Here is a 13,927-nt window from a genome sequence, read left to right as displayed (position 1 = left end):
GGCCGGCCGAAATCCGCCGGAAGGCCCGGCCCGAATGGCACGGGCCGCCCGGACGGGCCGCCGCGACGGGGCCGGATGCAGATAGAAATTCCCGATGCCGCGGATTGAAACAAGCAATTTCACAATCCAAGGGTGAACCCGGATACTGGCAACACTTCATCAACACCCAAGCAAAGGAACCCGCAAGATGCCGATCATCAACACCCAAATCAAACCGTTCAAGGCAACCGCATACCACAACGGCGATTTCGTGCCCGTGACCGAAGAGAACTTCAAGGGCAAGTGGTCCGTCGTCGTGTTCTACCCGGCCGACTTCACGTTCGTCTGCCCGACCGAGCTGGGCGACCTCGCCGACCGCTACGCGGAATTCCAGAAGCTGGGTGTCGAAATCTACGGCGTGTCAACCGATACGCACTTCACGCACAAGGCATGGCACGACACGTCGGACACGATCGGCAAGATCAAGTACCCGATGATCGGCGACCCGACGCTCACGCTGTCGCGCAACTTCGACGTGCTGATCGAGGAAGAAGGGATGGCGCTGCGCGGCACGTTCGTGATCAACCCGGAAGGCGAGATCAAGCTGTGCGAAATCCACGACAACGGCATCGGCCGCGACGCAGGCGAACTGCTGCGCAAGGTGCAGGCTGCGCAATACATCGCGGCACACCCGGGTGAAGTGTGCCCGGCCAAGTGGACGCCGGGTGCGGAAACGCTGACCCCGTCGCTCGACCTGATCGGCAAGATCTAAGGGTCGCCCGGCGCGCCTCGCTCGAGGCGCCCAACGAGCACCCAGCCGGGCCGCCGCCTCGCGCGGCCCGCACCCTCCTCCGGCACGACGTGCCCGAGCAGCCAAATCAATACGGAATCCGAAACGCCATGCTCGACGCCAATCTCAAGAACCAACTGAAAGCGTACCTCGAAAAGATCACGCGCCCGATCGAACTCGTCGCGTCGCTCGACGACAGCGCGAAATCGCAGGAACTGCTTGCGCTGCTGAACGAGATTGCGTCGCTGACGTCGCGCGTGACCGTGACCGAACGCCGCGACGATGTCGAGCGCAAGCCGTCGTTCTCGATCGGCGAACCCGGCAAGCCGGCCGGCATCCGCTTCGCCGGCATCCCGATGGGCCATGAATTCACGTCGCTCGTGCTCGCGCTGCTGCAGACGGGCGGCCATCCGGTCAAGCTCGACGACGACGTGATCGAACAGATCCGCGCGCTCGACGGCGACTACGCGTTCGAGACGTATTTCTCGCTGTCGTGCCAGAACTGCCCGGAGGTCGTGCAGGCGCTGAACGTGATGTCGCTGATCAACCCGCGCATCCGCCACGTCGCGATCGACGGCGCGCTGTTCCAGAACGAAGTCGACGCGCGCCAGATCATGGCCGTGCCCACGATGTTCCTGAACGGCGAATCGTTCGGCCAGGGCCGCAGCAGCGTGAAGGAAATCCTCGCGAAGCTCGACACGGGCGCCGGCGAGCGCGCCGCGAAGTCGCTCGAGAACAAGCCGGTGTTCGACACGCTGATCGTCGGCGGCGGCCCGGCCGGTGCGGCCGCGGCAATCTACTCGGCGCGCAAGGGCATCGCGACGGGCGTCGTCGCCGAGCGTTTCGGCGGCCAAGTGCTCGACACGATGGCGATCGAGAACTTCGTGTCGGTGCAGGAAACCGAAGGGCCGAAGTTCGCCGCGGCGCTCGAGCAGCACGTGAAGCAGTACGACGTCGACATCATGGACGTGCAGCGCGCCGACGCGCTGATTCCGGGCGATGTGCATCAGATCCGCCTGGCGAACGGCGCGGTGCTGAAGGCGAAGACGATCGTCCTCGCGACCGGCGCGCGCTGGCGCGAAATCAACGTGCCGGGCGAGCGCGAATACCGCAACCGCGGAGTCGCGTACTGCCCGCACTGCGACGGCCCGCTGTTCAAGGGCAAGCGCGTCGCGGTGGTCGGCGGCGGCAACTCGGGCGTCGAGGCCGCGATCGACCTGGCCGGCATCGTAAAAGCCGTCACGCTGATCGAATTCGGTGCGCAACTGCGCGCGGACGAAGTGCTGCAGCGCAAGCTGCGCAGCCTGCCGAACGTGACGATCGTCACGCAGGCGCAGACGACCGAGCTGACCGGCGACGGCAGCAAGCTGAACGGGCTCGTCTACAAGGATCTGCGTTCGGGCGAAACGAAGCGCGTCGATCTCGAAGGCGTGTTCGTGCAGATCGGCCTCGTGCCGAACACCGAATGGCTGAAGGGCACGGTCGAACTGTCGAAGCACGGCGAGATCGTCGTCGATGCGCGCGGTGCGACGTCGGTGCCGGGCGTGTTCGCCGCCGGCGACGTGACGACGGTGCCGTTCAAGCAGATCGTGATCGCGGTGGGCGAAGGCGCGAAGGCATCGCTCGGCGCGTTCGATCACCTGATCCGGCAGGACGCGACGCCGGCTACGGCCGACGCGCCGCAGGCCGAAGAAGCCATCGCCGCGTAACGCGCGACGCACCGCACAGGTTCGTCTCTCTTGGCCCCGCATGCCCTGGTCGGCGTGCGGGGCTCTTTTTCATCCGGTGCGGAGCAGCACGGCGCGCGCGCTGCGGCGCCCTGCTCACTGGGTCGCGCCGGGCCCGGCGTTCGCCGGTGCAGGCGCCTTGATATTGCTCGACTGCCTGACCAGCTGGTCGGTCATCGCGGCAGCGACCGAATTCGCCCCCGCCGACGTGTGCTGCCGATCGCCGCTCGGCGTCGCCACGTATTGCGGCGCCGGCAACGACGGATCCAGCTTCGCCGATTCACGCACGAGCGCAGCGGTTTCAGGGGTTTCGGATTTCATGGCGGACGGTGCTGCCGCGTGTCGCTCGAGCCCGTCGCGTTTGCGCGCCGCGTGCTGCGGAGGCTGATACGCCGCCTGCTGGCTCGGCCGGCTTGCCTGCGCGGCCTGGGCCGGCGGCGCCGATTGTGCCGATTGTGCCGATTGCGCCGGCTGGGCCGATTGCGCTGCTTGTACCGGCGCTTGTACAGGTTGCGCGGGCTTGGCCTTCGGCGGGGTCGCATCCTCCGGCTCGACCGTCACGACGTGGACGGTCGGTGGCGGCGCACTCGGTTTCGCCGGTTTCGCCGGTGCGGCGATGACCGGCGCGACGGCGGCGGAGGCCGGTGCCGCATTCGTACGCGCAGCGGCCGCGGCAGGCGGCGCTACGGCCGCGGGTTGCGGCACCGCCTCGTCCACATGCGCGGACGGGACGGCGACGGGCGCGGGCGGCGCGATCGTGCCTTGTGCGGTGTGACCGTCGTTCGCCGCGGTCACCGCGGCGGCAGGTGCTGCGGCATCGCCGATGCCGGCTTCCGCGATCGCGCGGTGGTCCGCACGCAGCAGCATCACGTAGCCGCTGCCTGCCGCGGCAACCAGCAGACCGCCGGCGATCATCAATGTCTTACGGGTACGAGTCATGCTTGCTCACCGATCCAAATCGACGTGAACAAGCCATGATACGCGTGCGTTCGCGCATGATCCCGCACGAATACAATTGGTTGCATTGACGTCGACCCCAAGAACTCGGAGGCCGTACGATGCTGCGCGCCCTATCGTCTGACGGTTCGGCACCGTCTGCCTTCCGCCATCAGATGCAGAAGATCGCGACCGCGATCCCGCCGAACAGCGCCCACTTGACGACGTAGTACACGGTGCGATTCCACGCCTTCAGCCGCTTGCCGGCGCGGCGAATCGCATACAGGTACTTGAATGCATGATTGAGCCCGCCCGTGCGGTCGCCCGTTTCGTTCGGCGACGCGGCCGCGCGCATCAGCAGTTGCCCGAACGCATCGTTGATGCGCTGCGCCCAACGATATTTCATCGGGCGGTCGATGTCGCAGAACAGGATCACGCGATCGTGCGCGGTGCGATTCTCGGCCCAGTGCAGATAGGTCTCGTCGAACATCACGGCCTCGCCGTCGCGCCACGCATACGACTCGCCGTCCACGACGATCCGGCACGCGTCGTCGTTCGGCGTGTCCAGCCCGAGGTGGTAGCGCAGCGAGCCCGCATATGGATCGCGATGCAGGCCGAGCTTGCCGCCCGGCGGCAACTGCGCGAACATCGCGGCCTTGATCGACGGAATCCGCGACAGGATCTCGACCGTGCGCGGACATAGCGCCTGCGCGGACGGATGCGGCGCGTCGTACCACTTCAGATAGAAGCGCTTCCAGCCGTTGCGAACGAACGAATTGAAGCCGATGTCGTTGTACTCGCCCGACGCCTTGATCCGGCTGGCATCGCGCAACGCGAGCGCCTCGTCGCGGAAGGTCCGCCATTCGCGCTGCAGCACGGCGAGTTCCGGAAAGTGCCGCGTGTCGAGAAACGGCGTGGTCGGCACCGACGAGAACGCGTAGGAAAAGCAGTTCAGCGGCGCGGTAAAGGTCGAGTGATCGGATAGTTGCCTGAACAACCTGTGCCGAACCTTGCCGCGCCAGTGCGTATGGACGACACACGCAATGAACACGATCAACAGGACCCAGCGCATCGATATTTCCCCCGTAAATTGTTTTACGGAATTCTAGGTACGGGGAAAATTTCCTGCGCTGAAGCGCAGGCGGTGCGAGGTGCGTCGGCAAGACGCGCAGAGGTTGCCGATCGAATCGTGCCGGCACGCCGAAAAGCCCGTGCCGACGGGCTTTTCGACGCAACCGGAATGCGCGCGCGGCATGCTGCCGACCCGCGCGCATGCGGCGATTATTCCGGAAACGGTAACTCAGTTTGTCCGTCAGCGCGCATACCGAACGTGTTGAGCGTCATCGCCACGAGCGCGTAATAGCCGAGCAGCGCGACGAGGTTCACCACGGTCTCGTGGCCGAATCGCGCCTGCGCGCGCGCGAACGTCGCGTCGCTCACGCGCCGCGTGTCGTACAGCTCGGTCGCGAACGCATGGATCAGCGCATCGTCGTCCGATTCGAATGCCGGCTCGACGCCACGGCGGATCGCTTCGGCCGTCGCGGCCGGCACGCCGGCATCGAGCGCGATCGGATGGTGGATGTGCCACTCGGCCTGCGAGCGCCAGCGCGCGGCCGTCACGAGAATCGCGAGTTCCGACAGCCGCAGCGGCAAACCCGTGCGATAGCGGCAGAACGCGCCGAGCCGCTGCGCGTGCTGCGCGAGCTCGGGGCTCGCGATCCAGCCGAGGAACGGCCCGTTCAGGTTGCCGCGCGGGCCGCTGAGGATCTCGGCGAGCACGGCCTTCTGCTCGTCGGTGGCCGATGCGGGATCGAAGGGAGGCAGTCTGTCTGTCATGGCGAGGGTTCGGTGAGGTCGTGATTCACGCGCCGGCCGACGCGAGCGCCGCGTCGATTGCGCCGGACAGCCGCTCGACGATCGTGTCGATCTGCTGCGCGGTGCAGACGAACGGCGGTGCGACCAGGATGTGATCGCCGTGCACGCCGTCGATCGTGCCGCCCATCGGATACACCATCAGGCCGCGCTGCATCGCCTCGCGCTTGACCGCCGCATGCAGCTTCAGCGCGGGATCGAACGTCGCCTTGCTGTCGCGATCGCGCACGAGCTCGACGCCGACGAACAGCCCGCGGCCGCGCACGTCGCCGACATGCGGATGCGCACCGTACTGCTCGCGCAGCGACGCCCGCAGTTGCTCGCCGCGCGCCTTCACGTTGTCGAGCAGCTTCTCTTCGGCGATCACGCGCTGCACTTCGAGCGCGGCCGCACAGGCGGTTGCGTGGCCGAGATACGTGTGGCCGTGCTGGAAGAAGCCCGAGCCGTCGACGATCGTCCGGTAGATGCGATCGCTCACCAGTGTCGCGCCGATCGGCTGGTAACCCGCGCCGAGCCCTTTCGCGATCGTCAGCAGGTCGGGCGCGACTCCGTCTTCGTCGCATGCGAACAGGTAACCGGTACGCCCCATCCCCGACATGATTTCATCGAGAATCAGCAGCACGCCGTACTTGTCGCACACCGCGCGGATCTTCTTCAGGTAGGTACGCACCGGCGGCACCGCGCCGGCCGTCGCGCCGACCACCGTCTCCGCGACGAACGCCGCGACGTTTTCCGCGCCGAGTTCGACGATCTTCTGCTCCAGTTCGTCAGCCAGGCGCTGCGCATACGCTTCGTCGGTTTCTCCCGCCTGCTGGTCGCGATACGCATAACACGGGCTCACGTGGTGCGCCTCGATCAGCAGCGGCAGGAACGGCTCGCGCCGCCATGCGTTGCCGCCGATCGCGAGCGCGCCGAGCGTGTTGCCGTGATAGCTCTGGCGGCGTGCGATGAAATGGCGGCGTTGCGGCTCGCCCTTTTCGACGAAATACTGGCGCGCGAGCTTCAATGCGGCTTCGACCGCCTCCGATCCGCCCGACACGAAATACACGTGTTCGAGGCCGGCCGGCGCGGCCTCGACGAGCCGGTCGGCCAGTTCCTCGGCCACCTCGGTCGTGAAGAACGACGTATGCGCATACGGCAGTTGCTGCGCCTGCCGCTTGATCGCATCGATCACGCGCTGGTTGCTGTGCCCGAGGCACGACACGGCCGCGCCGCCGCATGCGTCGATATAGCGTTTGCCGGTCGAATCGATGATCTCGATGCCGTCGCCTGCGACGGCGACGGGCAAGGTGGCGCGCGGAGCGCGATGGAAAACGGTCGTCATGCGTTGCCTCATGGTCAGGACGCGCGGGGCGCGTGCGCGGACGGCACGATGCGCGTCGCGAAGCGCTGCGTGCCGTGTTGATGAACGGTGAAGTCGATCGCGGTATCGCGAATCGCGAACACCGCGGTCGCCAGCGTGTTTTCGTCGTCGGGATCGGCCGGATCGTCGCGATAGATCGGCAGCCCTTCCGGTGCGCGATCGCCGAGCACGCGCAGCAGCGCAGCTTCGTCGACCGCATCGATGGCCGGCGTCAGCGCATCGACGCGCCGCTGGCGATCGCCGGACGATTGCGTGACGATCTGCGCTTCGGCCTCGCAGCCCGGATGCACGAGATGATTCGCGTGGCCGGTGAGTTGCGAAACGTCGACGACCGAACAGCGCGCGACGCTCGCCTCGATGCTCAAGAGCCGCGTATCGCCGGTCGCGCCGAGCGTGTGGTGAAAGCCGCTCGCGCGCGCATGGGTGCGCAGCACGTCGGCGGCTGCGTCGAGCGACGTCGCATCGAGCACCGCACGCGCGAGGATCATCCGCGGCACGCCGGCCGCCGGCGTGCGGATCCGCAGGTTGTTGATCGCCTGCGCGATGCCCGCGCGGTTCGCGGCGAACGTATGGCCGGGCAGCGAGCCCGGGTAATAGAAGCTGATGAAGCCCGGCTTGCCCTGCGGCTGCACGTCGACCAGCAGGCAACGCTCGCGCAGGTACGGATCGCCGTCCTCGTTGTGCGCGATCCAGCGCGTGCCGTGCGCGTCGCGCCCGGCGAGCGTCGTGCAGCCGTCCGGCGCGTTGTGGATCAGTTCGCCGCGGCAGTTCCACAGGAAGATGTCCTCCGCCGGCCAGCCGACGCCCGCCGCGATCCCGTCCAGTTCCGCGACGAGGTCGGGGTACGCGGCCAGCGCGGCCTGCCGCAGCGCGGCGACGAACGGATGGCCGCGCCAGCGGCGCACGGCCTGCCATGCGCTGCTCTGCTGCATGTACGCATCGAACACGGGGCGGGCAAGCTCGCCGAGACGCACGCCGATGTCGAATGGCGCGCCGGCGATGACGGGAGAAAGGGAAAGCGGCATGTCGGGCAATTCGGTTTCGTTCAGGACACGTGTTTCAGGAATTCCTTCAGGCGCGGTGTCGGCGGCCGGTCGATCAGGTCGACCGGATGGCCGTCCTCGGCGATGCCGCCCTGATCCATGAACAGGAGCCGCGTGCCGACCCGCTTCGCGAAGCCGATCTCGTGCGTGACGACGATCATCGTCATCCCTTCGGTGGCGAGATCCTGCATCACTTTCAGCACTTCGTGGCGCAATTCCGGATCGAGCGCCGACGTCGGCTCGTCGAACAGCATCAGCCGCGGCCGGATCGCGAGCGCACGCGCGATCGCGACACGCTGCTGCTGGCCGCCCGACAGCTCCGACGGGTAATGATTCGCGCGCGATTCGAGGCCCACCTTGTCGAGCAGCGCCATCGCCTGGTCGCGCGCGTCGGCGCGCGACGCGCCGCGCACCTGGATCGGCCCGAACATCACGTTCTCGAGCGCGGTCATCTGCGGAAACAGGTTGAACTGCTGGAACACCATGCCGGCCTCGAGCCGGATGTTGCGAATCGTCGACGCGTTGCCGCGCACGCTCTGGCCGTCGACCAGCAGCTCGCCGCCGGTGATTTTCTCGAGCGCGTTGATACAGCGCAACATCGTCGACTTGCCCGAGCCCGACGGACCGATCACGACCACGACTTCGCCCGCGTCGATCTTCAGGTCGATGTGCTTCAGCACCGGCACATGGCCGAAGCTCTTCGACACGTTCTGGAATTCGATCATGCTCATAGGATCCTCATGCGCTTTTCGACGAGCCGCAGCGTCAGCGTCATCGCGCCGGTCAGCATCAGGTAGATGATGGCCACCGCGGTCCAGATTTCGACGGCCTGGAAATTGCCGGCAATGATTTCCTGCCCCTTGCGCGTCAGTTCGCCGACGCCGATCACGATGAACAGCGACGTGTCCTTCAGACTCACAATGCACTGGTTGCCGAGCGGCGGAATCAGCCGCCGGAACGCGAGCGGCCCGACCACCTTCAGCAGCACGCGCGGCATCGACAGGCCCATCGCGAGCCCCGCTTCCGTCAGCCCCTTCGGGATCGACAACAGCGCGCCGCGCACCACTTCCGCGAGATACGCGCCGGAATTCACCGTGATCGCGATGATCGCGGCCGTCAGGCCGTCGATGCGGATATGCGCGAGCAGCGGCAGCGCGAAGTACAGGAACATCACCTGCACGACGATCGGCGTGCCGCGGATCAGTTCAATATAAACCTGTGCGAGCACGTTCATCGCCTTCGGTCCGTATGCGCGGAACATGCCCGCGATCATCCCGACGACGAACCCGCCCACCAGCCCGAAAAATGCGATGAACACCGTCAACCGGACCCCGTCCATCAGGTCCGGCAACGCCGCCCAGATCGCCGACCAATCGAAATTCACGTGTCGCTCCCCGTTCGATTCAAGACCGGCGCGGCCGCCCGGCCGCGCCCTGTTGCGCCGTCACGCTCACAGCTTCGGCGGCTCGGCGCCGAACCACTTCTTGTAGATCTGCGCGTAGCGGCCGTCGGACTTGATCTTCACGAGCGACGCGTTGACCTTCGGCACGAGCGGGCTGCCCTTCGGGAAGCCGATCCCGTACTTGTCGCCGCTCACCGGCTGGCCCGCGACCTTCACCTTGCCCTTGCCTTCGTTGTTCACGAAGAACAGCACGTTCGGCGTGTCGTGCATCGCCGCGTCGACGCGGCCGGCCTCGAGCGCGAGGTACGCCTGGTCGATGTTCGGGAACTGGCGGATCTCCTTCGGCTTCAGGTGCGCCTTGATCCAGTCGATCGTCGCGGTGCCCGTCTTCGCGGCGATCACCTTGCCGTTCAGGTCGTCGATCGACTTGATCGACGTGTTGTCGGCCTGCACCATCGCCGCGAGCCCGCTGTCGTAGTACGGCGCGGAGAAGTCGATCGCCTTCTTGCGCTCTTCCTTGATGGTCATCCCCGACAGCGCGACGTCGATGTTCTGCGTCTGCAGCGCCGGGATCAGGCCCGCGAAATCCATCGGCTGGATCGTGTATTTCCAGCCCTGGTCCTTCGCGATCTCCGCCCACAGGTCGAGATCGAAGCCGACGTACTTGTCGCCCTGCTTGAACTCGAACGGCATGAACGACGTATCGGTCCCGACGACGAGCGTCTTGGTGTCCGCGTGCGCGATGCTGGCGCCGAGCGCGGCGACCACCGCGACGGCTTTCAGGAAGGAACGACGACTCATGGCTTTTCTCCGCATGGTTGAGCGATGTAACCGGCCGGCTGGCCGGGGAACGACGACATCAAGCCGCACCGCAACATGCGATGTTGAATTAGACCTTAGTGCAACAAGTGTTGTCAACACGGATACTACGACAACAAAAAAACGCGCAACAAGTAATTGCATCGAGACAAACCCGCGCGGGACGGGCGGGATTGGTCAGAGGAAAAGGCGGGGGGAATGACGGCGGGAGCGCGCGGCGGGGCCTGGACTCGGGAATGGGGCGGGCGAGCGGTATTTGCCGGCAACCGCCGCCGCTCAACGAACGGAATGAATCGCGAGCGGCAACGCCACCCGGCATGACTTCAACACGACATCCGTTACGCCGCCACCCCGCTCGCCTGATGCGAAACCAGCCGCGCATACGCACCCTGCCGCGCGATCAGCGCCGCATGCGTTCCCGCCTCGATGATCCTGCCGTGCTCGAGCACGAGGATCGTGTCCGCGTTGCGCACGGTCGACAGCCGATGCGCGATGATGATCGACGTCCGCTGTGCCATCAGATCCTCCAGCGCCGCGCGGATCTGCTGCTCGCTGATCGTGTCGAGGTGGGACGTCGCTTCGTCGAGGATCAGCACCGGCGCATCCTTCAGGAACGCACGGGCGATCGCGACGCGCTGGCGCTGTCCGCCGGACAGCTGCACGCCGCGCTCGCCGACCCGCGTCGCGAGCCCGTCGGGCAACCGCGCGACGAATGCGCCCAGCGCCGCGTGGTCGATCGCGCGCCGGACGTCCTCGTCCGATGCATCGTGCGCCGCGAGCCGGATATTCGCTTCGAGCGTGTCGTTGAACAGATAGGTATCCTGCGCAACCAGCGCGATGTGCCGGCGCAGATCGTCGAGCCGCAGATCGCGCAGGTCGACGCCGCCGAGCGTCACGCGCCCGTGCTGCGGATCCCAGAAGCGCAGCAGCAGGCTCGCGACGGTCGACTTGCCGGCGCCCGATGCGCCCACCAGCGCGACCGTGCTGCCGGGCGGCACCTCGAAACTCACGCGATCGATCGCCGGCACGCCGCGGCCCGGGTACGTGAAGCCCGCGTCCTCGAATCGCACGGTCGCGTCGCCGGACAGCGCATGCGCGCCGTCGACGACCGTCACCGGCTCCTTCTCGAGCGCGCGCAAGCGCCGCGTCGATGCAATCGTGTCGGCCAGCTGTCGCGCGACCTGGCCGATCTCGGCCACCGGCATGAACGCGGCCACCGCGACCAGCACCAGCAGCGGCAACGCTTCATGCGCGAACCAGCCGCGCGCGCACAGCAGCGCACCGAGCGCCGCGACGGCCAGCCCGCCGAGCCCGCTCGCGACTTCGAGCGCGGCGCTCTGCGCCGACAGATCGTCGAGCAGCTTCGCGCGCTGCTGCCGGTACGCGTCGGCTTGCGCGACGAACGCGGCACGCCGGCGCGCGAGCGCCTGGAACGCGCTCAGTTCCGCGAGCCCCTGGATCGTTTCGGTCAGGTGCGCGCCGAGCAGGCCGAGCGCCTCGCGTGCGCCGGTGCCGAGCCGGTCGACGTCGCGCCGCGCCAGCACGGGCGCCAGCCCGGCCCACAGCAGGAACGGCAGCAACACCAGCGCGAGCGGCCATGCGACCGACGCGAGCAGCACCAGCACGCCGGCCGGCACCAGCACCGCGACGAACGCGGGCGCGAGCGTATGCGCATAGAAGTATTCGACGGTCTCGACGTCCTGCGTCGCGAGCGCGACCAGATCGCCGGAACGGCGCCGCAGCAAACCGGCCGGCGCGAGCCGTTCGAGCGTCGCGAACAGCGCGATGCGCATCTCGGCGAGCAGCCGGTACGCGATGTCGTGCGCGAGCCACGATTCGAGCCAGTGCAGCACCGCCGCGACCGGCGCGACGACCAGCAGCGCCGCGACGAGCGCGCCGTTCGCGTGTCCGTCCGACACGCCGCCGACCACCCGCGCACCAATCACGCCGACGCCGATGAACGCGAGCACGCGACCGATCCCGAACAGCACGGTCAACAGGACCTTGCCCTTCCACGGACCGACGAAGCGCAGCAGCGCGCGCAACGTTTCGGGCCAGCCGATCGTCGCCGCGTCGTCGTTCAGCGGCCTGACCTGCGGGCCCGATGCAGCACGCACGCCCGCACCGCCGGCCATCGCGGCCGTGCCGACGGCTTCGGCGGCTGCCTCCAGCTGCGGCCCCATCAGCTGGCGATACGGGCCGTCGCGCGCGATCAGTTCCGCGTGCGTGCCCGCGTCGACCACCCGCCCCTGGTCGAGCACCAGGATGCGATCGGCGCCGATCACGCTGGACAGCCGGTGCGCGAGCACGAGCGTCGTACGCCCGCGCGTGAGCCGGTCGAGCGCCTGCTGGATCAGCGCTTCGTTCTCCGCATCGACCGACGACAGCGCCTCGTCGAGCAGCAGGATCGTCGCATCGCGCAACAGCGCGCGCGCGATCGCGATCCGCTGGCGCTGGCCGCCCGACAGCATCAGCCCGCGTTCGCCGATGCGCGTCGCATAGCCGTCGGGCAGCGCCGAGATGAAATCGTGCGCGTTGGCGGCTCGCGCGGCCGCGATCATGTCCGCGTCGCTCGCGTCGGGACGGCCGAGCCGCAGGTTGTCGGCGACGCTGCCGTCGAACAGCGTCGCGTCCTGCGCGACCACCGCGATCATCTCGCGCACCTGATCGGCGTCGAGCGTGCGCACGTCGTGCCCGCCGATGCGGATCGTGCCGCCCTGCGCATCGTGCTGGCGCAGCAGCAGGCGCACGATGGTCGACTTGCCCGCGCCGCTCGGGCCGACGATCGCGACCGTCTCGCCTTCGCGCACCGTGAAGCCCAGCGCCGCATGGGCATCCGCGCGACGCCCCGGATACGCGAAGCTGACGCCGTCGAACACGATCTCCGGCCGCAGGTGCGGCACGCGCGGCGCCGCGGCAGCCGGCGTGTCGCTGCCCGCATCGAGCAGCGCGTGAATCGCGTTCGCCGCCGACTGGCCGATCATCCCCTGGTGCAGCACGCCGCGCAGGTCGCGCAGCGGCCGGAAGATTTCGCTGCCGGCCATCAGCACGATCAGCAGCGCCTCGAGGCTCATGTCGCCGTGGCGCACGCGCCATGCGCCGACCGCGATCGCCGCCGCCGCGCCGAGGCCGGTGCCGAGATCGGTGAAGAGCCGCGTCAGCAGCCCGAGCGCGAGCACCCAGAACGTGCTGTCGGACAGCGCGCGCGCCTTCGCCGCCAGCTTCGCGCCGAACGCGCCGCTCTGCCCGAACGCCTTCAGCGTCGGCAGGCCCTGCACCGCGTCGAGAAACTCCTCGCCGAACGCCTTGAACGCGGCCGAGCGGGCGAGCGCCGCGCGCCGGTCGGCGCGATGCACGAGTTGCGGCAGCGCGAGCGTGACGAGCGCCGCGACCAGCAGGATCGCGGCCGTCGGCACGTCCCACCATGCGAGCACCGCGAAGATCATCACCGGCGCGCACGCGGCGATCACGAGCTGCGGCAGGTAGACTCCGAAGAAGGTCTGCAGCTGCTCGACGCCGTCGACGACGGCCAGCATCACGCCGCCCGTGCGCTCGCCGCTGAACCATGCGGGGCCGAGCGTCGCGATCCGGTCGAACAGCCGCGCGCGCAGCGCGGACTGCACGCGCCCGGCCGTGTGCTGCGCGAGCACCGTGCGGCGATGATCGAGCCATGCGCGCAGCAGCACGCAGGCCGCGGTTGCAACGACGGTTTCGGCGATATCGCGCGCCGGCGCGCCGGCAAAGACGAGCGCGAGCACACGGCCGAGAAACACGAACCGCAGGACGCCGACACCCATCGCGAGCAGCCCGAGCGCGACCGCGGCGGCAACCCGCCAGCGCAATCCCGCCATCATCGCCCATAGTCGTCGGTCGAAATACATGAAGCCCTCCGGTCGGTTTTTTTGTTGCGGTTCGATTGACCGGACCAAGGCTACCCGCGCCCCCGACGCGCGGCAAAAGATGATTTTTCAACGGGTGTTGAGTCAACTACAATAC

The 13,927-nt window shown here is 67.8% G+C and carries 11 protein-coding genes; 2 read left to right on the top strand and 9 right to left on the bottom strand.

The annotated features are described in order from the left end of the window. Positions 1-187: 187 nt before the first annotated feature. The gene (gene ahpC, locus U5A56_RS33055) at positions 188-751 is read left to right on the top strand and encodes an alkyl hydroperoxide reductase subunit C (RefSeq protein ID WP_006750178.1); all 564 of its coding nucleotides are present in this window, start codon (positions 188-190) and stop codon (positions 749-751) included. A gap of 128 nt (positions 752-879) precedes the next feature. Continuing rightward, a complete protein-coding gene (gene ahpF, locus U5A56_RS33050) occupies positions 880-2,478 on the top strand; it encodes an alkyl hydroperoxide reductase subunit F (protein WP_321926728.1) in 1,599 nt (532 codons plus the stop codon). A 114-nt stretch (positions 2,479-2,592) separates the two neighbouring features. On the opposite strand, the gene U5A56_RS33045 is transcribed toward ahpF, so the two are convergent. The 9 genes from U5A56_RS33045 to U5A56_RS33005 form a co-directional block, all read right to left on the bottom strand. After that, the gene (locus tag U5A56_RS33045; protein ID WP_321926726.1) at positions 2,593-3,435 is read right to left on the bottom strand and encodes an extensin; all 843 of its coding nucleotides are present in this window, start codon (positions 3,433-3,435) and stop codon (positions 2,593-2,595) included. A 169-nt stretch (positions 3,436-3,604) separates the two neighbouring features. Then, positions 3,605-4,504 carry a lipid A hydroxylase LpxO gene (gene lpxO / locus U5A56_RS33040; RefSeq protein WP_321926724.1) on the bottom strand — a complete coding sequence of 300 codons (900 nt, stop codon included), beginning with the start codon at positions 4,502-4,504 and terminating at the stop codon, positions 3,605-3,607. 209 nt (positions 4,505-4,713) lie between these two features. Continuing rightward, positions 4,714-5,268: a carboxymuconolactone decarboxylase family protein gene (locus U5A56_RS33035; RefSeq protein ID WP_044843949.1), complete on the bottom strand. Its 555-nt coding sequence runs from the start codon at positions 5,266-5,268 to the stop codon at positions 4,714-4,716. A 25-nt stretch (positions 5,269-5,293) separates the two neighbouring features. After that, entirely contained in the window at positions 5,294-6,628 is a 1,335-nt protein-coding gene (locus U5A56_RS33030) for an aspartate aminotransferase family protein (RefSeq protein ID WP_044844010.1), read from the bottom strand. A gap of 14 nt (positions 6,629-6,642) precedes the next feature. After that, positions 6,643-7,692, bottom strand: coding sequence for a C45 family peptidase (locus U5A56_RS33025; RefSeq protein ID WP_321926722.1), 1,050 nt, complete (start codon positions 7,690-7,692; stop codon positions 6,643-6,645). 20 nt (positions 7,693-7,712) lie between these two features. Next, positions 7,713-8,441 (bottom strand): glutamine ABC transporter ATP-binding protein GlnQ, encoded by a 729-nt coding sequence (gene glnQ, locus U5A56_RS33020; RefSeq protein WP_014899691.1) that lies wholly within the window; start codon positions 8,439-8,441, stop codon positions 7,713-7,715. After that, entirely contained in the window at positions 8,438-9,094 is a 657-nt protein-coding gene (gene glnP, locus U5A56_RS33015; RefSeq protein WP_044843947.1) for a glutamine ABC transporter permease GlnP, read from the bottom strand. Before glnP ends, glnQ begins: the two co-directional genes overlap by 4 nt. Positions 9,095-9,160: 66 nt before the next feature. Next, a complete protein-coding gene (gene glnH, locus U5A56_RS33010; RefSeq protein WP_044843946.1) occupies positions 9,161-9,913 on the bottom strand; it encodes a glutamine ABC transporter substrate-binding protein GlnH in 753 nt (250 codons plus the stop codon). A 356-nt stretch (positions 9,914-10,269) separates the two neighbouring features. Further along, positions 10,270-13,812 (bottom strand): ABC transporter ATP-binding protein, encoded by a 3,543-nt coding sequence (locus U5A56_RS33005; RefSeq protein WP_321926719.1) that lies wholly within the window; start codon positions 13,810-13,812, stop codon positions 10,270-10,272. Positions 13,813-13,927 lie beyond the last annotated feature (115 nt).

Origin of the sequence: Burkholderia sp. BCC1998, from assembly GCF_905339875.1 — a bacterium.
In the GTDB taxonomy this organism is placed as follows: domain Bacteria; phylum Pseudomonadota; class Gammaproteobacteria; order Burkholderiales; family Burkholderiaceae; genus Burkholderia.
This window is presented reverse-complemented; position numbering and strand designations above follow the sequence as displayed.